Origin of the sequence: Hoeflea sp. Naph1 (assembly GCF_046837775.1) — a bacterium.
GTDB lineage: Bacteria > Pseudomonadota > Alphaproteobacteria > Rhizobiales > Rhizobiaceae > Hoeflea.
Genome location: NZ_CP177286.1, coordinates 2,039,993 through 2,061,642 on the forward strand (window position 1 = coordinate 2,039,993; position 21,650 = coordinate 2,061,642).

The following is a 21,650-nucleotide window of genomic DNA, read 5'->3' on the forward strand; positions in this document are numbered from 1 at the left end:
TGTAACCCTTGAGAGCCGGTTATCCGGTCTTCTCGTCCGGGGCTTTTCGCCCTCTCGCAAGACGGACAATGCCCCGGCGGCCGTTCCCGTCGCCTTAAATTTTTGGGTTAAGAAAAGCTATGTTTTGGAGATGGTTAGCGAAAGAACACCGTGCCATTTCCGATTTGGAAAGGTTACCGGGAGGCAAGCACCTTGCCCGGATTCATGATGCCCTTGGGATCAAACGCTTGCTTGATGTGGTGCATCATCGCCAATTCCACGGGCGACTTGATGGTCGCCAGTTCATCGCGTTTGAGCTGGCCAATTCCGTGCTCGGCGGAAATCGATCCGTCCAATTCCAGAACAATCGCATGGACGATTTTGTTAATCTCGCCCCACCGCGCCAGAAACGTTTGCTTGTCGGCGCCGACCGGCTGGGAGATGTTGTAATGAATATTGCCGTCGCCCAGATGACCGAAGGCAACAATCCGCGCACCTGGAATGGCCGACAGCACGGCGCGGTCGGCAAGGGTAAGGAATTCTGGCACCCGCGCCACAGGCACCGAGACATCGTGCTTGATCGAACCGCCTTCGGGTTTTTGCGCCCAGGACATCGATTCTCTCAGCTTCCAGAAGGCTTGCCGCTGGGCTTCGGTTTCCGCCGCCGCCGCATCACGGATCAGCCCCTGCTCGTCGGCGGCCATAAACACGGCCTCCAGCATTGCCCGCGCGGCCTCCTGGGATTGTCCCGATGAAATGTCGATCAGCGCATACCAGGGATGAGCCTCGCTCAGCGGATCGCGAACACCGTCAATATGGCGGGTGGTGAACTCGATGCCGATCCGCGGCATCAATTCAAACCCGGTCAGCGATGGGCCGCACAGGTCCTGGGCCAGACGAAACAGCTTCAGCGCCGCCTCCGGGCTGTCGATGCCGGCATAGATGGCCTCGTGGCCGCGCGGTGCCGCGTAGAGCTTGAGCACCGCCGCGGTGATGATCCCGAGCGTGCCCTCGGCGCCAATGAACAGGTCGCGCAGATCATACCCGGTATTGTCTTTCTTGAGTGCCCGCAGCCCGTGCCAGACCTCGCCATCAGGCAGCACCGCTTCGATCCCCAGGCAGAGCTGGCGCATGTTGCCATAGGCAAGCACCGCCGTGCCGCCGGCGTTGGACGAGAGATTGCCGCCGATCTGGCAGGACCCCTCCGAGCCCAGTGACAATGGAAACAGCAGGCCCGCCTCGCTGGCCGCCTGTTGCGCCTTTGCTAGTACGACCCCGGCTTCGGCCACCATGGTCTGGCCCACCGGGTCCAGCGAGCGGACCCGGTTGAGTCGTGCAAGCGAAACCACCACTTCGGCCTTGCCTGCGCGTGGCGATTGCGCGCCGACCAGTCCGGTATTGCCGCCCTGCGGCACGACTGCCGTCCCTGTTTCGTGGGCGAGGCGGAGAATGGCGGACACCTCGTCGGTATTTGCCGGACGCAGCACCAACGGGCTTTCGCCCTGATACAGACCACGCTGTTCTATGAGATGCGGGGCGATGTCGGCGGGATCGGTAAACGCGTTTGCCGCGCCGGTGATGGCGGCGAAACGTTCAATCAGGGCGGGGTCGGTCAAAGGATTGGGCATGATCTGGATTTACCGCTGCAATCGACCCAAGTCGAGAGGGCGCTGGTCACTATGATGCGGCAACGGCGATAGCGCGCGCGGATCAATCGCGCGGCGCTGCGGCGCGCGCCAGCCGGTCATTGATGGCTTCGCCGAGTCCGTGGGTTGGCACCGGCGCGATCGCGATGCCCCGGCCACCGGCCTTGTCGGCGCGCTTGAGTACGGAGAACAGGTTGGCGGCAGCCTCGCGCAGATCACCGGCGGGCGACAGGTCCATGACCGCATGCGCCTGTTCCTCGTTTGCCAGCACTTGCCCGCCAAAGCGGATGATCGTCTCGTCTTGTCCAGCCGTGTGCGCATTCAGCCGCACCGTCGATTCTGGTGCGTAATGCGAGACCAGCATGCCGGGGGCTACCACTGCGCCATGCTGCTCCGGCCCGGGCCGCGTTACCGCCACACCGGCGACTGCTTCGATATCTTCGACCGCAACGCCGCCCGGTCTGAGCAGGGTCAGTTGATTGTCACCAACAGCCACAATGGTTGATTCCACCCCGATGCGGCACGCGCCGCTGTCGAGGATCAGCTCGATCCTGTCGCCCAGATCGTCAGCCACATGCTGTGCCGATGTCGGGCTGATGCGGCCGGAAAGATTGGCGCTGGGCGCGGCCAGCGGACGGCCGAATGCCGCAATCAGCGTGCGGGCGTAACCTTCGGGAACCCGGACCGCGGCCGTAGTAAGCCCGGCGGTCGCGAGCTCGTGAATGTCACCTTCTGCGTTAAGCGGCAGCACCAGTGTCAGCGCGCCCGGCCAGAAGGCGGCTGCGAGTTTTTCGGCAAGCGGTGAAAAGTGAACATGCGCCCGGGCCATTTCCAGGTCCGCCATATGCGAGATCAGCGGATTGAACCGGGGACGGCCCTTGACCTCGTAAATCCGGGTGATCGCTGCCGGGTTGGTGGCGTCCGCCGCCAGCCCGTAGACGGTCTCGGTGGGAATCGCCACCGTCTCGCCGCGTTGCAGTACCGCGAGTGCGGCATCGAGTGTTTTCGGGTCGGAAATCGGAAGAATGCGGGCCATGCCGGAGGTGTCCATTATATCTGCCGCCGCTCTATCAGTCGTGCCCTTTGCGCGCAACACGCGCGTTGCCGCCACCCCACCGGGCTTCACCGCTGCTGCGGCGCGGCAGCCTATCTGGGATCGACCCGACCGCGTGCGGGATGAGAACGGGCCGGGGAACGGGCGCCCGGCAGAAGAGACGTGTCCGCAATCACCGCTGCATCGATCCGCGGCAACGGGGTTGGCAACGACGGCAGCCCAAAAGCAGTCTTTGCTGTGGGTGGCTGCAAGCCCAGCCCGTCTGCCACCGTTTCCGACCAGCGCGGCCCCGCCTCCGGCATCGCCGGCAGTTTCACATGACGATAGGCGGCCACCTCCGGAATCTCCCAGCGATGCGACAGCACCGGTACGGGAATACCGCCATTATTCAGTTGTGGTGCTGGGTGCAGATCGTTGGCAACGGCTATAGAAGCTGTCCGTGTGCCAGCACCGATTGATCCGGTCAGGATCGAATCCGGATCGGTGTCGCTGTCCGCAACCAGTATCGTTGCGGAATCCGGTTCGCGTTCGCGCACCGGAACCAGTTCGCCCCACGGCCATGTCTTTGCCAGCGTCTTTCGGTCCATGGCGACCACATTGACGTCGATGTCCTTGAGCGTACCGGGCACCCGGTAGGGGCAGGACTTCCGCTTGCAATTGTGCAGCGTTGAGAATTGCCACAACGCATAGCTCTGCCAATTGCCCATCGGAAACACCCCGGCGATGGAAGGCTTGTAGCGCGCATACCACAGCGGCAACCGCGCCAGCACTGGGTAGGCGTCGCGGTTGGCGGCGATGGTCTTGGCGGTGGTATGATTGGTGTAAAGCACCGGATAGCGCCCGGTCCGTGCCTTGATGTGGCGGGCAAAGATATCCGCATCTTCAAGCGACATGAACTTGTCGGCGTTGATGTCTTCGATATCGATGACCATCATTTCGTCATCCGCCGGATCGGCGAAATCGAGAAAGTGGTTGGCCTGGTCGATCGGATTGTCTGGTCGGGCAAGGTGATAGGCGCCCCACAGCAACCCCTTTGATTTCGCCAGCATTCGGCGGGTCTGGTAAAGCTCGCGGCTGACGGCATATTTGCGCCACATGGTGCGGCAATGGCCCAGCGTGTCGCCCCGGTGGCCGTCGTTGCAACTGAAGCTTTCGGGCAACCCGTCCGATGCCTTGCTGACGAAGCCCGCGATGCGACCGTCGCTCAGCATCTCTTCCCAGTCGATGATGTTCATCTCGTAAGCGTCGATCACCAGCGCGTTGGTTACGGTTTTCCACGGCCGCGTTTCTGCCGCCGTCGCTGGCGCCGGCAGCAAGGCTGCGATAACAAGCGCCGACCATAGTGAAGTGCAAAATCTCATGCGTGGCTCCGTTCAGGGCCCGGTCCTTCGGGGTGCGCGAAGGGATGACTGGCTATGCTGGCCGAAACATGGTTAAAAAATGGTGTTTTGTTGCGAAAAGGTCTTTGCCGCGTTGCTGTGGGCGCGCCACGCAAATTGACGTTTACGTAAAAATCACTTAGCGATAACCGAGATTGGAGTCCTGCCTAAAGTGGCGGGCGGCAAGCAGGGAGAACACCATATGTATCGTGCGCCGGTTGACGAAATTGCCCATACGCTGAAATCCGTTGCGGGCTTGCGCAAGGCGCTTGATGCCGGCCGGTTCGGAGATCTGGGGGAGGACCTCGTTGACGCAATCCTGGCTGAAGCCGGACGCTTCGCCTCTGATGAAATCGCGCCTCTCAACGAAATCGGCGACACTCATGGCGCAGTGCTCAAGGATGGTGCGGTCACGACACCTCCCGGCTGGAAAGAACTCTACCAGAACTGGATTGCCGGTGGTTGGAACGGCCTGACCGGGCCCGAGGAATTCGGCGGCCAGGGCCTGCCGATGCTGCTGTCGGTGGCGGCACTCGAAATGTGGAACTCCGCATCACTTGCCTTTGCCATCGGGCCGATACTGACCATGGGTGCGATAGAGGCGCTGGACAAGCATGCCTCGGACGATCTCAAGGCCAAATACCTCGAAAAGCTCGTCACCGGCGAGTGGATGGGGACGATGAACCTGACCGAACCGCAGGCGGGATCCGACCTCAATGCGCTCAAGGCGCGCGCTGAACCTGTTGGCGACGGCACCTACCGGATCTACGGCCAGAAGATCTTCATCACCTATGGTGAGCATGATTTCACCGACAACATCATTCATCTGGTGCTGGCACGTCTGCCCGATGCGCCGGCTGGCACCCGCGGGATCTCGCTGTTCCTGGTACCGAAATTCTTTGTTGGCGACGATGGTGCACTGGGCGAGCGCAATGATGCGTTCTGCTCAGGCCTTGAGCACAAACTCGGCATCCATGGCTCGCCAACCTGCACCATGATCTATGGTGACGGCAAGTTTGGCGATCAACCCGGTGCCATCGGCTGGCTGATCGGCGAGGAAAATCGTGGCCTCGCCTGCATGTTCACGATGATGAACAACGCCCGCCTTGCGGTCGGCATGCAAGGCGTGGCGGTGGCCGAAGCCGCCTACCAGAAGGCGCTGGCCTACGCCAAGGATCGCACCCAGGGCCGCGCGCCAGGGCACAAGGGCGAGGGCATGAGCCCGATCATCGAGCATCCGGATGTTGCCCGCATGCTGATGACCATGAAGGCGCTGACGCAAGGCGCACGCGCCATCACCTATTCCTGCGCCGAAGCGCTCGACATGGCCCGGGTCAGTGAAGGCGACGAGGCCAAGGCCTGGTCCGACCGCGCCAGCCTGATCACCCCGATTGCCAAGGCGTTTGCCACAGACATCGGCCTCGAGGTCGCCTCGCTCGGCGTGCAGATCCATGGCGGCATGGGCTTCATCGAGGAAACCGGTGCTGCGCGGTTGCTGCGCGATGCCCGTATTGCGCCGATCTACGAGGGCACCAACGGCATCCAGGCGATCGATCTGGTGATGCGCAAGCTGCCGCTGTCGGGTGGCGCCACGGTCACCGCATTGATTGCCGATTTCAAGGCCGACGCAGAGGCTGCCCGGGCCTCCAATTCGCCGGCGCTCGCCGGTGTTGCCGATCATCTCGACCGGGCGATTGCCGATCTCGAGACTGCCACCGCCTATCTGCAATCTGCCGTCTCTGAAGGCCGTCAGACTGACGCGCTGACCGGCGCCACGCCCTATCTGCGGTTGTTCGGTCTGACTGCAACCACGGCCATGCTGGCGCGCGGTGCGCTGGCCGATCAGGACGCGCCGGAAGCCCCGGGGCGCGCAGCCCTCGCGCGTTTCGCCGCGCTTAATCTGGCGCCCGAGACCACGGGCCTAGTGACTGCCGTGACCAGCGGAGCGTCAAGCCTCGAGCACGCCACCGCAGCACTCGCCTGATCTTCAAGAGGATATCCATGACCGACCACATCCTGACCGAACGTGCAGGTGCCAATGGCGCCATCAACGTGATCCGCTTCAACCGCCCGGAAAAGAAAAACGCCATCACCCGCGCCATGTACACCTCCATGGCAAGGGCGCTGATTGCCGGTGAAAACGATGACAGCGTTCGCGTCCATGTAATGCTCGGCACACCGGGTGCGTTTACCTCCGGCAACGACATGCAGGACTTCATGGCGGTGGCCATGGGCGGATCGATGGGCACCGAGGTGCTGGATTTCCTGGCCGCTCTGGCACTTGCCAGAAAGCCGATCATTTCGGGCGTTGATGGTCTGGCCGTCGGCGTCGGCGCCACCATCAACCTGCATTGCGACCTGACCTTCGCCACGCCGGAATCGCGCTTTCACACGCCTTTTGTCGATCTGGCACTGGTGCCCGAAGCCGGTTCCAGCCTGCTTGCGCCCGCCGCCATGGGGCATCAGAAAGCCTTCGCATTGCTCGCCGCCGGCATTCCGTTTTCAGGCGATGAGGCCGAGCGCGCCGGCCTGATCTACAAGACGGTACCTTCGAATGAGCTTGAAGCCACGGTGATGGCCGCCGCCGAAAATCTGGCGCAGAAGCCACCCAAGGCGTTGGCAATCGCCCGCCGGCTGGTCAAACCCGATCCGGAACTGGTGATGGCGCGCATGCGTGAGGAAGCCGAGCTTTTCGGCAACCAACTCAAGAGCGCCGAAGCGCTTGCCGCGTTCCAAGCCTTTATGGCGCGCAAGAAATAGCAGTTTATCAACCCGCCAATTATCGCAACCCCGTCTCGCCATCCCCGAACGCTGGTTCGTGGATTGGGGGGCGCCGTAATCACTATGTCGGGTCGGCAGGCTCGGGCATGTGAGATCCAGGCGGGATGCCGCAGGGGCCTACTCGATTGGGGTGCCGGTGAGGTCAGGGACAGCCGGCGCTGGACATTTCGTCCCGGATGCCTTCGAGCCTTTCGTCGAGGTCTCGAATTTCGTCCTTGAGCGCCCAGTTTTCCTCATTGCTATTGTAGGCGTCCCTTTCGTCCTGGACAGCAATTAGGTCAGTCTTCAGACCCTCGCAATTTGCGTGGGCGGCAATTGTCAGAACCAGCGATTGACCCGACAGGCTTGGTGCCCCCGATGGCATTGGTGCTGCGCTGGCCGGCAATGTCAATGAAGTCAGCATGATTGCGGCCACGGCGATGGTCTTGTTCATCGTGATTCTTCCTTGGAAGCGGATCGGAGGACCGCTTGCTTTCACCGTGAAGGCCGCACCCCGGCTTGGCAATGACGGGTGATGATTTCGTGGCAACAGGTTCCGGTCGCGCTAAATCCCGTCGCCTACCGCTTCGACCGTTCCAGCAGCGCCACCACTTCGATATGGCTTGACCAGAGGAACTGGTCAATCGGGGTGATCGAGGTGATCTTGTAGCCGCCCTTGACCAGGATCTCGAGATCGCGCGCCAGTGTTACCGGGTTACAGGAGACGGCAGCGATGCGGGTGATGGTCGAGCGGGCGATGTCCTGCACCTGCACTTCCGCGCCGGCGCGGGGAGGGTCGAACACCAAGCCCTGATAGGTTTTCAGCTCCGCTGTCATCAGCGGCCGCCGCAAAAGGTCGCGCTTTTCCACGCTTACCGGTTTCAGCCCTGACGAGCGCCGCGCTGCCTTGTCCAGCGCTGCGAGCGAAGGCCCGTCGCTTTCCACCGCGTGCACATGGCTTTGTTGCGCCAGCCGCAGCGCGAACGTGCCTGAGCCGGAAAACAGGTCGAGCACCCGTTTGGATTTTTTCAAATGGGTTGTCACCAGTTCGCCCATCAGCGTTTCGGCAGCCTCGCTTGCCTGCACGAAACCGCCCGGTGGCGGATTGACCGCAACATCGCCAAAGACCAGTTGCGGTGGCTGTATTTCGATCAGGATCTCGCCGTTGAAGCTGAGCCGGGTCACGCCTGTTTCCTTGCGCACCGACGCGCTGATCCGCAAACGGTCTGCTTCCGACAGTTTGAAGGGAGCATCAACCGCCAGATCAAAGCCCGACAGCGTGTCGAGCACAGAGAGGCGGAATGCCTCCTTGCCGACGGCCACAGCGGTTGCCAGTCGTCTCAGCACCGGCAGCGCCTGGTTGATTCGCTCGGAGGCAACCACGCAGGTATCAATTGGCACGATCTGATGGCTGGAGGCGCGGTTGAAACCCAGAATCGAGCCCTTGTCGGTTCGGCGAACCGCAAACACCACCCGTCGCCGGGCGCCGGGTGCGCAGGCGACCAGCGGGCCGACTTCGACCATGATGCCGCGTCCTTCCAGTGCGGCCACCACCAGGTTGCGCTTCCAGTCGCGATAGGCAGCGTCGGCGACATGCTGCATCGCGCAACCGCCACACCCGGCTTCGTCGCTGTCGGCGCCGAAATGCGGGCAGGGTGGGGTCACCCGGTCCGGTGAGGGCTCGATCAGCGAGATCAGCGTACCACGCCCCTTGTCGACGGCGGCGGTGATGCGGTCGCCGGGCAGCGTGAACGGCACGAAAATCTGCCCTTCCGGGGTCTCGGCGATGCCGTCTCCCTGGCCGCCAAGCCGGGTAATGTCGAGTGCGCGCGCGCTCATCCCTTGACGCCCCCGATGAGATATTCGCGGTTGCCGTCACCACCCTCGATCGGGGAGGCGACCGGGCCGACCGACTGCCATCCCGGCTGGGTTCCGAGCCATCGCACCAGATCCTCGGCAATCTGCCGGCCGAGCTTGGGATATTTGAGCAACCCGCCCTTGCCGATGGCGGCGCGTCCGGCCTCGAACTGCGGCTTGACCAGAAGCACGGCAAAGGCGCCCGGCGCTGCCAGCTCAAGCGCCGCCGGCAGCGCCAGCTTCAGCGAGATGAAACTCACATCGGAAACAATTGCCGTGATCGTGCGGCCCTCAAGATGCGCAGGTGTCAGCTCGCGGGCGTTGACGCCTTCGAGATTGCTGACACGCGGATCAGTGACAAGCGTGGGGTGCAACTGGTCATGGCCTACATCGACGGCCACCACATGGTTGGCGCCTGCTTCCAGCAGAACCTGAGTAAAGCCGCCGGTCGATGCGCCGATGTCCAGCGCATCACGCCCGGCGGGGTCGAAATCGAACGCCTCCAGCCCGGCTTTCAACTTCAGCGCCGCGCGCGAAACATACTCTCGTGCCGGGTCCGAAATTTCGATCGCGGCTGAGGCGCTGACCTGCGTGCCGGGCTTGGTGACGGGATGACCGTCGACGAGCACCGCGCCACGGGCGATGGCGTCGCGCGCACGCGAGCGGCTGTCATAGTGTCCGAGTTGCACCAGCATCTGGTCCAGCCGGTCTTTGTCGGGCGAAGGGGGGGGCGAGGATATATTGGACATGACGCCGTCTTGACCCGGAAGCGGGTGCCAGGGCAAGCGCTTTGTGGAAAATGGGTCGATTGTCAGTAGCGGATAATACTGCCGAGGCGGGTGTCACGGGGCCAATCGGCGGGCCATCTGGGCGTTCCGCTGTCGGCCATCCGCTGGCTCAGCCGTGGAAAAATATGTTTCTCGGTGTCAAGATCGAGCGTGCCACGAATGGTGCCGAGCTTGGGCTGCAACATGCGGATCGCTGCTTCTTCAATGCGCCGGTCGTATCGCGGCTGGCCGTCGGCTGCCAATGTGGGTGCCGCCGCGAACAGCGTTGGCGACAGCACCAGCATCGGTAGCGCGAAGATCCACCAGGTGGCACGATTTTTTGATCTATGCAGCGTCATTGAAACATCGTCCTGAAGTCTTCGGTCATTGGCCAAAGACTAGCAGAAGGACCTTTCAGAACGCCCAAAAGACGTGGTTACGAGGCTACAAACGCCTATGGTTTCAAGAAGGTAACCGAAAGCGTTTAAGCGCCGCGCAGGCTACAGTACGCGCGATGCATCGAGCTTGGCGCGCGAGGTTGAGAGCGCACCAAACACGGTGTCGACAATGCCCTTGCGATCCAGCCCGGCACGCGCGTACATCGTTGCCGGTGCGGCGTGATCCATGAAGATGTCCGGCATTACCATGGTGCGCGCCTTCAGACCGCCATCCAGCAGTCCTTCGGTGCTCAGGAACTGCAGCACGTGGCTGCCGAAACCGCCAACCGAGCCTTCCTCGATGGTGATCAGCACTTCATGGTGCTGCGCCAGTTGCCGGATCAGCTCATGATCGAGCGGCTTGGCAAATCGGGCGTCGGCCACAGTGGTCGAAAGTCCGGCCACTTCCAGGTCTTCTGCCGCCAGCAGGCACTCGGCAAGCCGGGTGCCGAACGACAACAGCGCCACCTTGGTGCCTTCGCGCATGATCCGGCCCTTGCCGATCTCGAGAATCTGCCCGCGTTCGGGCATTTCTACGCCAACCCCTTCGCCGCGCGGATAGCGAAACGAGATCGGGCCTTGGTCATAGGCAGCGGCCGTGCGCACCATGTGCTTGAGCTCGGCCTCGTCAGCGGCTGCCATCACCACGAAACCGGGCAGGCAGGCGAGATAGGCGGTGTCGAACGAGCCCGCATGGGTAGCGCCATCAGCACCCACGAACCCGGCCCGGTCGATAGGGAAGCGAACCGGCAGCCGCTGGATCGCCACATCGTGAACCACCTGGTCATAGCCGCGCTGCAGAAAAGTCGAATAAAGCGCGCAGAACGGCCTCATGCCTTCCGTTGCCATGCCCGCCGAAAAGGTCACCGCATGCTGCTCGGCAATGCCGACATCAAAGGTTCGCCCGGGAAATGCCTTGGCGAACTTGTCCACCCCGGTGCCTGATGGCATGGCTGCGGTGACAGCCACGATCTTGTCGTCAAGAGCGCCTTCCTGGACCAGAGCCTCGCCAAAGACGGCGGTGTAACTAGGTGCGTTCGGCTTGGCCTTGGCCTGGGCGCCGGTAATGACGTCGAATCTGTTGACGCCGTGATATTTGTCCGACGCCGCTTCTGCGGGCGCATAGCCCTTGCCCTTCTGGGTGACGACATGAATCAGCACCGGTCCGTCACCATTGTCGCGCACGTTGCGCAGCACTGGCAAAAGATGCTCGAGATTGTGGCCGTCGATCGGTCCAATGTGATAAAAGCCCAGCTCTTCGAACATGGTTCCGCCGGTAACATAACCGCGCGCATGCTCGACGGCGCGTGTGATCGCTCGGTCGATGTTCTTGCCGAGATAGGCCGTCAGTTTCTTGCCGGCTTCGCGGAAGCCCATATAGGTGCGCCCCGAGGCCATCCGCGCCAGATAGGCGCTCATCGCCCCGGTCGGCGGCGCAATCGACATGTCGTTGTCGTTGAGAATGACGATCAACCGCGCATCCAGCGCGCCGGCATTGTTGAGCGCTTCATAGGCCATCCCGGCCGACATCGCACCATCGCCGATCACCGAGATCACATTGCGTCGTGTACCGGTCAATTCGCTCGCCACGGCCATGCCCAGCCCGGCTGAAATAGACGTCGACGAGTGCGCCGCGCCGAACGGATCGTAAGGGCTTTCGTCACGCTTGGTGAAACCCGACAACCCGTTTTCCTGGCGCAGGGTTCGGATTCGGTCGCGCCGGCCGGTCAGGATCTTGTGCGGGTAGCATTGGTGCCCGACATCAAAAATCAGCCGGTCATGGGGTGTGTCGAACACCTTGTGGATGGCAATCGTCAATTCAACCACGCCAAGGCCTGCGCCCAGATGCCCCCCGGTCCGCGACACCGCGTCGATCATCTCGGCACGCAATTCCTCCGCCAGTTGCGGCAATTGCTTGTCGTCGATGTTCTTCAGATCGGATGGTATCCGGACAGTGTCCAGAAGCGGGGTAGCTGGCAGGTTTGTCAATTTATGCCTCACAATCGATCACGCCGTAACCCGGAAAGATTGACGTGTAAACCAGGTCCTACGTCGCAACATCGAAGGGTCAAACCGCCCGGCGCTGACTGGCCCGCAGCGTAGGCCATTCAATGCCGGCGTCAATCTGGCAGGGGCACAAACTCTTCTTCGTCCCCCGGGACAATATCGAACCGGCCGCTGCGCCACTCCGCCTTGGCCTGCTCGATACGCTCCTTCGACGAGGAAACGAAATTCCACCAGATGTGCCGCTTGGTGGGGATGCTGTCGCCGCCAAACAGCATCATGCGTGCGCCGGACGTGCCGGCAGTAAGAGTGATGGCGTCGCCGGGTCGGAACACCAGCAGCTGATCAGGGTCAAACCGGTCGCCGGCGATTTCGACCTCGCCTTCCAGCAGATACAGCGCCCGTTCTTCCCAATGGGCGTCAAATGGCGCCGAGGTCGATGGCGCAAGTGTCAGATCCACATAGAGCGTGCCGATGTGCTGCGGCACCGGAGAGACCAGCCCGCCAAAATTGCCCATCACCACCCGGGCGCGAATCCCCGCATCGGTGATTTCGGGCAATGCGCCAGTGTCGGTATGCGAGAACAACGGATCGGTTTCTTCAAGATGGTCGGGCAGCGCCAGCCAGGTTTGCAGTCCTGACATCGGAATGTCGCCGCCACGCATTTCCTCGGGCGAGCGCTCTGAATGAACAATCCCGCGACCGGCTGTCATCAGGTTCACGTCGCCGGGCTTGATCACCATTTCCGTGCCCAGACTGTCGCGGTGGCGGATCGCGCCGTCAAACAGGTAGGTTACAGTCGATAGTCCGATATGCGGATGCGGTCGCACGTCCATGAAATCGCCGGCGCGGAGAATGGCCGGGCCCATGCGGTCAAAAAAGATGAACGGGCCGACCATCCGGCGGCGCGCTGTCGGCAACGCTCGCTTGACCGAAAAGCCGCCGATATCGCGCGAGGAGGGGATGATCAGATGTTCGATCGCATCACAGGAAAAGGCGTCGCCGGGTTCCGGATCGCCGCCGGGGAAAAAGCTCATGCCATGCTCCTGTGTCCGCGTTTCTATTCGGTGTCGAGCGGCTCGGTTGCGGTTGGTTGGCCCTGCCGGTCGAGGCGGATCTTCTCGATCCGTTTTTCGGCGGCTGACAGCAGCTTTTCGCAATGAGCTTTCAGCGCTTCGCCACGTTCATAGATCTCGATCGACTTGTCGAGCGCCACGTCGCCGCGTTCGAGCTGCTCGACGATACGCTCGAGTTCGGAAACCGCGGCTTCAAAGCTCATCTCGGAAATGTCGTTGGCTTGGCTCATCGATCAACCTTTTTGCAGGCGCATGACATGGGCGGCCGCCGATTCGGCAAGACCGACCAGATCATACCCGCCTTCGAGCAGGCTGACGACCCGGTCATTGGCATGGCGGCTGGCGATTTCCATCACCTTGCCGGTAGCCCAGTCGAAATCGTCAGCCACCAGGTTGATTTCGGCCAGCGGATCGCGGTGGTGGGCGTCGAACCCGGCTGAAATGATGATCAGGTCCGCATGCGCTTCCTCAAGTGCCGGCAGGATCCGGGTGCGGAACGCTTCCCGGAAATGGTCGCTGCCGTCATTGGTTGACAGCGGCGCGTTGAAGATGTTGCCCTTGCCGATCTCGCCCAGCGCACCGGTGCCCGGATAAAGCGGCATCTGGTGGGTGGAGAAGTAGAACACGCTGTCGTCGTCCCAGAAAATATCCTGGGTACCGTTGCCGTGGTGCACGTCCCAATCGACGATTGCCACCCGCTCGGCGCCATGAACCCGTTGCGCATGCCGCGCTACAATCGCCGCCTGATTGAACAAACAGAACCCCATCGAGCGGTCTTTCTCGGCATGGTGCCCGGGCGGGCGTGTGGCGACGAAGGCGTTGTCGGCTTCCTTGGCAAACACTGCATCGACGGCAGCCATTGCGCCGCCGACCGAGATCAGCGCCGATTCCATCGCTCGTGGACCTGCCACCGTATCAGCGTCGATCTGCGCCATGCCTGACTCGGGGATCGCCGCGCGTATCCGCTCAAGATGCGATTCCGGATGCGCCAACAGCACACTCTCGGCGGGCGCTTCCGGCGCCACATGGCGCTCCAGCGAGGCGAAATGCTCATGTTCAAAGACTGCCTCAAGCGCCCTTAACCGGTCCGGACGCTCCGGATGGCCGGCAGGCACCACGTGTTCGAGGCAGATCGGATTGGAATAATAGAATGTTGTCATACTTGGGTTTTAACAGGAAACATAAGGCTTTCCAGTGACAATTTGGCACTGGTCGCGGTTCGCCGGATCAGCAATGTCTTCCGTCCGTCTGGCTTGCTGATTGCCGGCAGGATCATTTTCTCAGTGGCCGCATTCACCATTTTCAGGCTGCAACACACCGGCGAAGTTACGTGATGTTTATGTTTTTGTCAGAAGCCTGATTTATCGATCAGACTTGGACGAGGTGTTCAAGTTGTGTTTAGACCTTGAGCAGGGGAAAACAGCTTGACGGTTTACGACGATCACCATTGGCATTCCAGATGGAAGACAGAAGATTGCAATTGATGACATTCCGGACACGAAGAAAGAGCACTTGCGCAAACAGGATCCACCGGTTGAGCAAGGGGCTTGAAACCTGCATCTCCGGCATGATCGCATTGTCGGCCATTGTCTGGCTGGCTATGGCAGGCGTCGTGATGGCGCAGGACAAGCCGGTTGCGCCGCAGGCCGACAAGAATGTCGTCGTTGGCTATCACATCAGTCCACCGTTCGTGATGCGTGATTCTGACGGAAACCTTCACGGAATGGCGATCGACCTCTGGAATACCGTCGCCGGCGAATTGGGCTACACCCCATCCTATCGCGACTATCCGACAGTCTCTGGCTTGCTCGAAGCAACACGAGCCGGTGATATCGGCATCGCTGTCGGCAACATTTCCATTACCGAAGACCGGGCAAACTATGTTGATTTTACGCAACCCTGGTTTGACGCAGGTCTGCGTATCATGATCGACAAGGAAGGCACGACCGGCCTTGGCGATGTCTGGGACGGATTGTGGGAGGCTGGCTATATAGAAGTTTATGGCTGGATTGTCTTTCTCATCATTGCGGCAACGATCGGATTGACCTTTTTCGACCGGCGCTTCGACAAGAATTTCCCGGTTCGCTGGCGCGACGGATTTTCCGAAAGTTTTTATGCGGTCATGCTGGTCGCAACCAAGGGAACACTGCCGAGCCGGGCGAAACTGTTCGGCTGGGTTGGCAGGGTGTTTTCGGCTTTCTGGCTCATCATCGGGGTCGCCGTGCTGGCCTATGTCACCTCATCTGTCACCAGTGTCATGACAAGTCTTGCAATCCGGGGTGACATCAGGGGGCCGGAGGATTTGCCGGACCGGACGGTCGGGGTGTTTACCGGAAGTATCAGCGAAAACATCATGGCCGGTGAAGGGATTGATATTCGCCGGTTTGACGGAATTGAAAAGGCTGTAACGGCTCTCAAGGAAAACGACATCGATGCCATTGTCGCTGATGCTCCGGTGCTGGAATACTACAAGCACAAACACCTCGACATGGGTCTTGATGTCGTCGGCCGGATATTCAATCCGGGCAAGTACGGCTTCGCACTGCCTTACAGTCAGGATGCACTGACGCAGGAAGTGACGATCAAACTGCTGGCGCTGCAGGAAGGCGGAGACCTGGATGCGCTCGAAAAGCAGTATTTTGGTGATGAACGCTGAGCTGTCTGTTCTTGCCTCAGCCGGCAAGGCGGAGCAGGGCAATTGGACCGGATTGCAGAATTGGGGCGGTGCCGAGCCACATTGCTGCTGACTCTTTCAAGGGCCGGATCTAAGTGCCTTTTTGTTGATCCAGATCAAAAGTGGGCCTCTGGCCTGTGTTACTCCCAAACTCACAACCGACCCAATCCGTAGGGGATTTGTCGCGATGTTGAGAAGGGTGGCGCCATGCCGCGACAGACAGGCGGAATAGCACATGGAGCGCCCGGGCACGCCGCGGTTGCATCCGGCAGACTGCCCAGAATTCTAGAGATTTTGACGGCGCCGCTGCCGCTGTTTCCAGTTCAACCGATCCTGCGGCGCATGGTTGGGGAAGTGACGCGGAAACGCCCCGAGCTCTTTGAACGCCTCGGTCCGCATGTCCATTCCACCTATGTCATTGATGTCACCGAACTGCCATTTGTCCTGCGTTTGCGGCCGGATCCGGATGCACCCGGCCTGACCGCACACAGACGCACCGAGCAACTCGACCCTGATGCCACAATTGCCGGCCCGTTCTCGGCCTTGTTTGATGTCATGGACGGCACTGCCGATTCCGACGCGCTGTTTTTTTCCAGAGATATTTCCATCAGTGGCAACACCGAAGCCGCAGTCTGCCTGCGCAGTGCACTCGATGATCTCGAAGGCTCGATTATCGAGGATCTGGTGCATATGAGCGGGCCGCTTTACGCCCCGTTGCGGTTCGCGTTGACGCGGCTGCGCAAGGCAAAACCGGGAGACCAGCCATGACCGAGCCCGCACTGAGCCGCAAACCAGAGCTGGTTTGCCCGGCGGGAACCCCGGCGGCGTTGCGCACCGCGGTCGATGCCGGCGCCGACGCGATCTATTGCGGCCTGGCTAACGAAACCAATGCGAGAAATTTTGCCGGGTTGAATTTTTCCGCCGACTCGCTGGCCCAGTCGATTGCCTACGCCCATGAGCGCAATGCCCAGGTGTTGCTGGCCGTCAACTCGTTCGCCACCGCGCCGCGCACGCAGCTGTGGAAGGATTCGGTCGATATTGCAGCCGAACTCGGCGCCGATGCGGTCATTGTCGCCGATATCGGTGTGGCGGCTTACGTGGCGGCGCGTCATCCGGGTTTACGGTTGCATCTGTCGGTGCAGGCAGGCGCATCCTCGCCCGAAGCGATCCGATATTATTGCGAGCAGTTTGGCGTCAAGCGGGTGGTGCTGCCGCGGATTCTCACGGTCGCCGAAATCAGCGCCATCCATCGCCAGATCCCGTGCGAGATCGAGGCCTTCGTGTTCGGCAATATCGGCATGATGTCGGAAGGGCGCTGCAGCCTGACCAACTATGCCACTGGTGTCTCTACCAACATGCATGGCGTCTGTTCGCCGGCCAGCGCGGTGCAATATGTCAGCCAGCCCGATGGCGGCACGTCGGCGGAACTGGGCCCGTTCGACATTGATTGCTATTCGGCCGAGCAAAGCACCGGCTACCCGACAATCTGCAAGGGCCGTTATACCAATGCCGACCGGCCGGAGCCCTATTACGCGTTCGAGGAACCGATTACCCTCAACCTGTCCTCGTTGCTGCCCGATCTGATGAATGCCGGCGTTACCGCCCTGAAGATCGAGGGCAGGCAGCGCTCGCGCTCCTATGTGCAGATGGTGGTATCGGCCTTCCGCCGCGCGGTTGACGACATATCCATAGGCCAGAGACCGGATCTGAGTGGTCTCGCGCAGTTGTCCGAAGGCGGCAAGGAGACCCAGGGCGCCTTCAAGACCAAGAAGTGGAGATGACGGTGACCGCAAACCTGACCATGGGACCGGTGCTGTTTCACTGGCCCGAACAGCAAAAACGGGATTTCTGGTTCCGGATCGCCGACGAGGCGCCTGTCGATGTTGCCTATCTGGGCGAAGTCGTGTGCTCCAAGCGCACGCCGTTTTTTGATCACAGCCTCGAAGCTGTTGCCGAGCGGCTGCAGCGCGGCGGTAAGCGGGTGGTCTGGTCAACGCTGGCAGAGGTCGTCAACAAGCTCGACCGCAAGGTCATCGAATCTTTCTGCGGCTTTGACGAGGTCGAGGCCAATGACGTCTCGGCGCTGCACTATCTGACTGGCAGGCCGCACCGGATCGGCCAGTATCTCAACATCTACAACGAGGAGACGGTGCGCCATCTGTCCAACAACGGCGCCACCCATTTCTGCCTGCCGGTGGAATTGCCGATGTCGGCGGTGGCGGAACTGGCGAAAGCGGCTGGTGAAACCGGCGCAGGCGTCGAGGTGCAGGTGTTTGGCAAAGTATCATTGGCGCTGTCGGCGCGCTGCTACCACGCCCGCGCCCATAACCGCACCAAGGACAATTGCCAATTTGTCTGCGAAAAAGACCCTGATGGCATGGATCTGAAAACCCACTCAGGCAAATCGTTCCTGTCAGTCAACGGTATTCAGACCCTGTCGGATAAATACCTGACCCTGTCTTCCGAATTGCCGGCGCTGGAAGAGGCAGGTGTGACGGCCTTCAGACTTTCGCCGCACAGCTGCGACATGGTCCAGGTGGCATCAGCCTATCGGCAACTGCTCGATGGCGAGATCAGCGCCAGCGAACTCGACGACATTCTCGACCAGACGAGCGTTCCCGCGCAGCGGATGAACGGTTTCGTCCACGGCAAGCCCGGATTTCAATACGTGGCCAACCAGTCCTGAGGGCACGCATTTCGCCGGGGCCGCGCTGCCAGCCACGGGCCGTTCCAAGAGCAGGGGCAGTATAGGGTAGCTTCTCGCTTGAACAAATAGCGAACATGTGTACCCTCTGCGCATGGTCATTGAACTATCGAACAGAGCGACGCGGCGGATCTTTCTCGCCAAGCAGGGGCTTTCGGCTCATCCGTCACGGGCATTGTCCAAGCCCGATCTGCTGCAAATGATCCATGATCTCGGTTTCGTGCAGGTCGACAGCATCGCCACTGTCGAGCGCGCCCATCAGCAGATCATTTTCTCGCGCAACCAGACTTACAAACGCGATCACCTGCGCCAATTGCTGGAACAGGACCGGGCGCTGTTCGAGCATTGGACCCACGATGCCTCGATTGTTCCTACCGCGTTCTATCCCTACTGGAAGCACCGCTTTGCCCGCAAGGAACAGCGGATGCGCGAGCGCTGGGCGAAATGGCACGGCAAAGGCTTCGACAAGTCATTTGATGAAACCTATCAACGCATTGTCGAAAACGGTGCTGTGCTGGCCCGCGAGGTCAGGCAGACCGGCCACAAATCCGGCGGCTGGTGGGAGTGGCATCCATCAAAGACCGCGCTGGAATTCCTCTGGCAAACCGGAAAGCTTGCCATCAGCGGCCGGGAGAATTTCCAGAAGATCTATGACCTGAGCGAACGGGTGATCCCGGATCATCACCGCGAGAGCGATGTTACGCATGCAGACTTCGTCGACTGGGCCTGTCGCGCCGCACTCGAGCGACTCGGCTTTGCCACCCATGGCGAGATTGCTGCGTTTTGGGACCTGGTTTCGCCGGAGGAGGCCAAGGGCTGGGTTGCGGCAAACCGCGATGCGCTCGACGACGTCGAAATCGAGTGCGTCGGCGGCGGCAAGGCGCGCGCTTGCTACGCATTCTCTAACCTGCCGGCAAATGTCGGCGACTGGCCCGAACCGCCCCCCCGCATCCGCGTACTGAGCCCTTTCGATCCGCTGCTGCGCGACCGCGACAGGGCCGAGCGCCTGTTCGGCTTCCGTTACCGTATCGAGGTGTTCGTTCCGGCAGCCAAACGCGAATTTGGCTACTACGTGTTTCCGCTGCTCGAGGGCGATAGGCTGATCGGCCGCATCGATATGAAGGCCGACCGCAAGGCGGGTACGCTCAATGTCACCCGGCTGTGGCTGGAACCGAAAATCCGCGCCTCGACGGGCCGCATGGCCCGGCTCGATGCCGAACTCGCCCGCGTGGCCCGCTTCGCTAGTGTCAACGAGATTGTCTATGCCGAGGGCTGGAAACAACCATCTTGAATTTGCTCAGTGCAATTTCGTGGTGACGAAGCTTCGGGTGCGAATGACTGGGGCATTGAAAGTCAGGAGTTGTTGATCGCCGCCTTGTGTGAAAAACAGTGCTTATGTGGACGCCAATCCGAGCGGCCCAAATCCGAATGCGAGTCAATTTCATGAGCAGGCCAGTCATCGGCATCATCGGCAATACCTACAGTGTGGAAAACCGGTTCTCTGTGCAGATGGCGGGAGAAAACAACCTCCAGGCGGTCGTCGATGTGGCGGATGGCTTGCCGCTGATTTTCGCTGGCGATCCGCAAATGACGGACCTATCGGACTTGCTTGACGTGGTGGATGGCATTTTGCTGACCGGAGCCAGGGCAAATGTCCACCCAAGCCGGTTTGGCGCCGAACCCGATCCCCGGCATGAGCCCTATGATGAGGGGCGGGATTCGATTGCCCTGCCGCTGATCGAGGCTTGCGTCGAACGAGCTGTCCCGCTGTTCGGGATATGCCGCGGCTTTCAGGAAATGAACGTTGCAGGCGGCGGCTCGCTGCATCCGGAAATCCGCGAATTGCCGGGACGGATCAACCACCGCATGCCGCGCCTTGAAACAGGCGAAATCCACCCTGATCCAACTGTCGTTTTCGCTGACCGCCATAATGTCCGGTTGATCCCGGATGGCGTCTTCGCCCGCATTCTGGGAAGCGACCTGGTCCGGGTCAACTCGCTGCACGGCCAGGGTGTTCTCGAACTCGGCGACAAAATCATCGCTGAAGGCGTGGCTGAAGACGGCACCATCGAAGCTATTCGCTTCAAGGATGCGAAAGGCTTCGCGCTCGGCGTTCAATGGCACGCCGAATACGACCCCCAGGACAACCCGGTGAACAGGTCGCTGTTTCAGGCCTTCGGCGCGGCGGTGAAAGCCTACAAGCGCTCTAGATAATCTCGGTCGAGGCTATCTGGATGCCGAAACCTTCGAGCCCGACATAATGGCGTTCGCGCGAGGCGTAGAGCTTGATCGAGGTGATCCCAAGATCCTTCAGGATCTGTGCGCCAAGCCCGATTTCCAGCCATTCGTCTTCGCGCGCCTGCGCTTCGGCATGGGCTTCGCCCTCGATCAGGGTGCGGCGTGAGGCCTGCGGTCCGACGCCGACCGAGCCTTCACGCAGATAGATCACCACGCCGCGGCCCTCCGACGCCATCTTCTTCATCACCGCGTTCATCGGCTCCCGCTTCGAGAACACATCGTCGACCACCGATTCCTGATGCAACCGCACCGGCACGTTGACGCCGTCGCGGATGTCGCCAAAGACGACCGCCAGATGGTGCATAGGATCCCATGGCAGCTTGTAGGTGAAGGCTTTCGCCTTGCCCGCTACGGTTTCCACCTCAAAGCTGTCGATATGTTCGATCAGCGTTTCCTTGCGCTGCCGGTAGGCGATCAGATCGGCCACCGAAACCTGCTTGAGACCGTGCTTGTCGGAAAAACTATCGACCTGTTCGCCGCGGGTAACCGTGCCATCGTCATTGACCAGTTCGCAGATCACGGCGATCGGCGGTAGGCTGGCGAGCTTGCACAAATCAACCGCGGCTTCGGTGTGGCCCGAGCGCATCAGCACGCCGCCTTCGCGGGCGATCAGCGGAAAGATATGGCCCGGACGGGTGAAGTCGTTGGCGCCGGCATTCGGATTGGCCAGATTGCGTGCCGTCAGCGTCCGGTCGTCGGCTGAAATGCCGGTGGTCGTGCCGTGCTTGTAGTCTACCGATACCGTGAAGGCCGTTGTGTGGGCGGAATCATTGTCGGCGACCATGGCGTTCAGGTTCAGCCGCTTGGCTTCCTCGCGCGGCATCGGCGTGCAGACAATACCGGATGTGTGGCGCACGATGAACGCCATCTTTTCTGGCGTGCAATGAACCGCGGCGACAATCAGGTCACCCTCGTTCTCGCGTCCGCCATCATCGGTAACGACAACGATTTCACCGGCTTCAAAAGCGCGAATGGCGTCAACGACGCGGGCTTGATCATAGCTCATAAGGCAGTC

At 61.0% G+C, this 21,650-nt stretch carries 19 protein-coding genes and 1 pseudogene; 8 read left to right on the forward strand and 12 right to left on the reverse strand.

Features of this window, described 5'->3' with window-relative positions; translation table 11 throughout:
• Positions 1-173: 173 nt before the first annotated feature.
• The 3 genes and pseudogenes from ACK6D9_RS09665 to ACK6D9_RS09675 all read right to left on the reverse strand — a co-directional run.
• Positions 174-1,607 carry an FAD-binding oxidoreductase gene (locus ACK6D9_RS09665; protein WP_322989796.1) on the reverse strand — a complete coding sequence of 478 codons (1,434 nt, stop codon included), beginning with the start codon at positions 1,605-1,607 and terminating at the stop codon, positions 174-176.
• 82 nt (positions 1,608-1,689) lie between these two features.
• Complete coding sequence (locus tag ACK6D9_RS09670; protein ID WP_412051501.1) at positions 1,690-2,661, reverse strand: L-threonylcarbamoyladenylate synthase; 972 nt, start codon at positions 2,659-2,661, stop codon at positions 1,690-1,692.
• 554 nt (positions 2,662-3,215) lie between these two features.
• Positions 3,216-4,040: pseudogene (locus tag ACK6D9_RS09675) on the reverse strand (glycoside hydrolase family 25 protein); the annotation flags it as partial.
• 220 nt (positions 4,041-4,260) lie between these two features.
• On the opposite strand from ACK6D9_RS09675, the gene ACK6D9_RS09680 reads away from it, so the two are divergent.
• Both ACK6D9_RS09680 and ACK6D9_RS09685 read left to right on the forward strand, forming a co-directional pair.
• Positions 4,261-6,042, forward strand: coding sequence for an acyl-CoA dehydrogenase (locus ACK6D9_RS09680; RefSeq protein WP_412051502.1), 1,782 nt, complete (start codon positions 4,261-4,263; stop codon positions 6,040-6,042).
• A gap of 17 nt (positions 6,043-6,059) precedes the next feature.
• Entirely contained in the window at positions 6,060-6,818 is a 759-nt protein-coding gene (locus tag ACK6D9_RS09685; RefSeq protein WP_412051503.1) for a crotonase/enoyl-CoA hydratase family protein, read from the forward strand.
• 163 nt (positions 6,819-6,981) lie between these two features.
• On the opposite strand, the gene ACK6D9_RS09690 is transcribed toward ACK6D9_RS09685, so the two are convergent.
• From ACK6D9_RS09690 to ACK6D9_RS09725, 8 genes are all read right to left on the reverse strand, one after another.
• Positions 6,982-7,272 (reverse strand): hypothetical protein, encoded by a 291-nt coding sequence (locus ACK6D9_RS09690; protein ID WP_412051504.1) that lies wholly within the window; start codon positions 7,270-7,272, stop codon positions 6,982-6,984.
• Positions 7,273-7,397: 125 nt separating this feature from the next.
• The gene (locus ACK6D9_RS09695) at positions 7,398-8,657 is read right to left on the reverse strand and encodes a class I SAM-dependent RNA methyltransferase (protein WP_412051505.1); all 1,260 of its coding nucleotides are present in this window, start codon (positions 8,655-8,657) and stop codon (positions 7,398-7,400) included.
• The gene (locus ACK6D9_RS09700; protein WP_412051506.1) at positions 8,654-9,424 is read right to left on the reverse strand and encodes a TlyA family RNA methyltransferase; all 771 of its coding nucleotides are present in this window, start codon (positions 9,422-9,424) and stop codon (positions 8,654-8,656) included. Before ACK6D9_RS09700 ends, ACK6D9_RS09695 begins: the two co-directional genes overlap by 4 nt.
• A gap of 62 nt (positions 9,425-9,486) precedes the next feature.
• Positions 9,487-9,801: a hypothetical protein gene (locus tag ACK6D9_RS09705; RefSeq protein WP_412051507.1), complete on the reverse strand. Its 315-nt coding sequence runs from the start codon at positions 9,799-9,801 to the stop codon at positions 9,487-9,489.
• Between the two features lie 141 nt (positions 9,802-9,942).
• Positions 9,943-11,868 carry a 1-deoxy-D-xylulose-5-phosphate synthase gene (gene dxs, locus ACK6D9_RS09710; RefSeq protein WP_412051508.1) on the reverse strand — a complete coding sequence of 642 codons (1,926 nt, stop codon included), beginning with the start codon at positions 11,866-11,868 and terminating at the stop codon, positions 9,943-9,945.
• A 131-nt stretch (positions 11,869-11,999) separates the two neighbouring features.
• Positions 12,000-12,920, reverse strand: a complete 921-nt coding sequence (locus ACK6D9_RS09715) for a pirin family protein (RefSeq protein WP_412051509.1) — start codon at positions 12,918-12,920, stop codon at positions 12,000-12,002.
• Between the two features lie 23 nt (positions 12,921-12,943).
• Positions 12,944-13,189, reverse strand: a complete 246-nt coding sequence (locus tag ACK6D9_RS09720; protein ID WP_322988312.1) for an exodeoxyribonuclease VII small subunit — start codon at positions 13,187-13,189, stop codon at positions 12,944-12,946.
• A gap of 3 nt (positions 13,190-13,192) precedes the next feature.
• A complete protein-coding gene (locus ACK6D9_RS09725; protein ID WP_412051510.1) occupies positions 13,193-14,119 on the reverse strand; it encodes a histone deacetylase family protein in 927 nt (308 codons plus the stop codon).
• 374 nt (positions 14,120-14,493) lie between these two features.
• On the opposite strand from ACK6D9_RS09725, the gene ACK6D9_RS09730 reads away from it, so the two are divergent.
• The 6 genes from ACK6D9_RS09730 (at position 14,494) to ACK6D9_RS09755 (ending at position 20,551) form a co-directional block, all read left to right on the forward strand.
• On the forward strand, positions 14,494-15,615 hold the full coding sequence (locus ACK6D9_RS09730; RefSeq protein WP_412051511.1) for a transporter substrate-binding domain-containing protein: 1,122 nt from the start codon (positions 14,494-14,496) through the stop codon (positions 15,613-15,615).
• A 372-nt stretch (positions 15,616-15,987) separates the two neighbouring features.
• Entirely contained in the window at positions 15,988-16,401 is a 414-nt protein-coding gene (locus ACK6D9_RS09735; protein ID WP_412051512.1) for an SCP2 domain-containing protein, read from the forward strand.
• The gene (gene ubiU / locus ACK6D9_RS09740; RefSeq protein WP_412051513.1) at positions 16,398-17,414 is read left to right on the forward strand and encodes a ubiquinone anaerobic biosynthesis protein UbiU; all 1,017 of its coding nucleotides are present in this window, start codon (positions 16,398-16,400) and stop codon (positions 17,412-17,414) included. The genes ACK6D9_RS09735 and ubiU overlap by 4 nt, the downstream gene beginning before the upstream one ends.
• Positions 17,411-18,319 (forward strand): ubiquinone anaerobic biosynthesis protein UbiV, encoded by a 909-nt coding sequence (gene ubiV, locus ACK6D9_RS09745; RefSeq protein ID WP_412051514.1) that lies wholly within the window; start codon positions 17,411-17,413, stop codon positions 18,317-18,319. Before ubiU ends, ubiV begins: the two co-directional genes overlap by 4 nt.
• Before the next feature lie 112 nt (positions 18,320-18,431).
• A complete protein-coding gene (locus ACK6D9_RS09750) occupies positions 18,432-19,628 on the forward strand; it encodes a winged helix-turn-helix domain-containing protein (protein WP_412051515.1) in 1,197 nt (398 codons plus the stop codon).
• 152 nt (positions 19,629-19,780) lie between these two features.
• Positions 19,781-20,551, forward strand: coding sequence for a gamma-glutamyl-gamma-aminobutyrate hydrolase family protein (locus tag ACK6D9_RS09755; protein WP_412051516.1), 771 nt, complete (start codon positions 19,781-19,783; stop codon positions 20,549-20,551).
• On the opposite strand, the gene ribB is transcribed toward ACK6D9_RS09755, so the two are convergent.
• Positions 20,544-21,641, reverse strand: coding sequence for a 3,4-dihydroxy-2-butanone-4-phosphate synthase (ribB, locus tag ACK6D9_RS09760; RefSeq protein WP_412051517.1), 1,098 nt, complete (start codon positions 21,639-21,641; stop codon positions 20,544-20,546). The genes ACK6D9_RS09755 and ribB overlap by 8 nt on opposite strands.
• Positions 21,642-21,650: the final 9 nt, after the last annotated feature.

What these genes read in the sequence shown, in the direction of transcription:
- ACK6D9_RS09750 (WP_412051515.1), top strand. Translation starts at nt 18,432, where the DNA reads ATGGTCATTGAACTATCGAACAGAGCGACGCGGCGGATCTTTCTCGCC.
- ACK6D9_RS09690 (WP_412051504.1), bottom strand. Translation starts at nt 7,272, where the DNA reads ATGAACAAGACCATCGCCGTGGCCGCAATCATGCTGACTTCATTGACA.
- ubiU (WP_412051513.1), top strand. Translation starts at nt 16,398, where the DNA reads ATGACCGAGCCCGCACTGAGCCGCAAACCAGAGCTGGTTTGCCCGGCG.
- ribB (WP_412051517.1), bottom strand. Translation starts at nt 21,641, where the DNA reads ATGAGCTATGATCAAGCCCGCGTCGTTGACGCCATTCGCGCTTTTGAA.
- ACK6D9_RS09685 (WP_412051503.1), top strand. Translation starts at nt 6,060, where the DNA reads ATGACCGACCACATCCTGACCGAACGTGCAGGTGCCAATGGCGCCATC.
- ACK6D9_RS09755 (WP_412051516.1), top strand. Translation starts at nt 19,781, where the DNA reads ATGAGCAGGCCAGTCATCGGCATCATCGGCAATACCTACAGTGTGGAA.
- ACK6D9_RS09680 (WP_412051502.1), top strand. Translation starts at nt 4,261, where the DNA reads ATGTATCGTGCGCCGGTTGACGAAATTGCCCATACGCTGAAATCCGTT.
- ACK6D9_RS09720 (WP_322988312.1), bottom strand. Translation starts at nt 13,189, where the DNA reads ATGAGCCAAGCCAACGACATTTCCGAGATGAGCTTTGAAGCCGCGGTT.
- ACK6D9_RS09725 (WP_412051510.1), bottom strand. Translation starts at nt 14,119, where the DNA reads ATGACAACATTCTATTATTCCAATCCGATCTGCCTCGAACACGTGGTG.
- ACK6D9_RS09665 (WP_322989796.1), bottom strand. Translation starts at nt 1,607, where the DNA reads ATGCCCAATCCTTTGACCGACCCCGCCCTGATTGAACGTTTCGCCGCC.
- ACK6D9_RS09695 (WP_412051505.1), bottom strand. Translation starts at nt 8,657, where the DNA reads ATGAGCGCGCGCGCACTCGACATTACCCGGCTTGGCGGCCAGGGAGAC.
- ACK6D9_RS09705 (WP_412051507.1), bottom strand. Translation starts at nt 9,801, where the DNA reads ATGACGCTGCATAGATCAAAAAATCGTGCCACCTGGTGGATCTTCGCG.
- ubiV (WP_412051514.1), top strand. Translation starts at nt 17,411, where the DNA reads ATGACGGTGACCGCAAACCTGACCATGGGACCGGTGCTGTTTCACTGG.
- ACK6D9_RS09670 (WP_412051501.1), bottom strand. Translation starts at nt 2,661, where the DNA reads ATGGCCCGCATTCTTCCGATTTCCGACCCGAAAACACTCGATGCCGCA.
- ACK6D9_RS09715 (WP_412051509.1), bottom strand. Translation starts at nt 12,920, where the DNA reads ATGAGCTTTTTCCCCGGCGGCGATCCGGAACCCGGCGACGCCTTTTCC.
- ACK6D9_RS09700 (WP_412051506.1), bottom strand. Translation starts at nt 9,424, where the DNA reads ATGTCCAATATATCCTCGCCCCCCCCTTCGCCCGACAAAGACCGGCTG.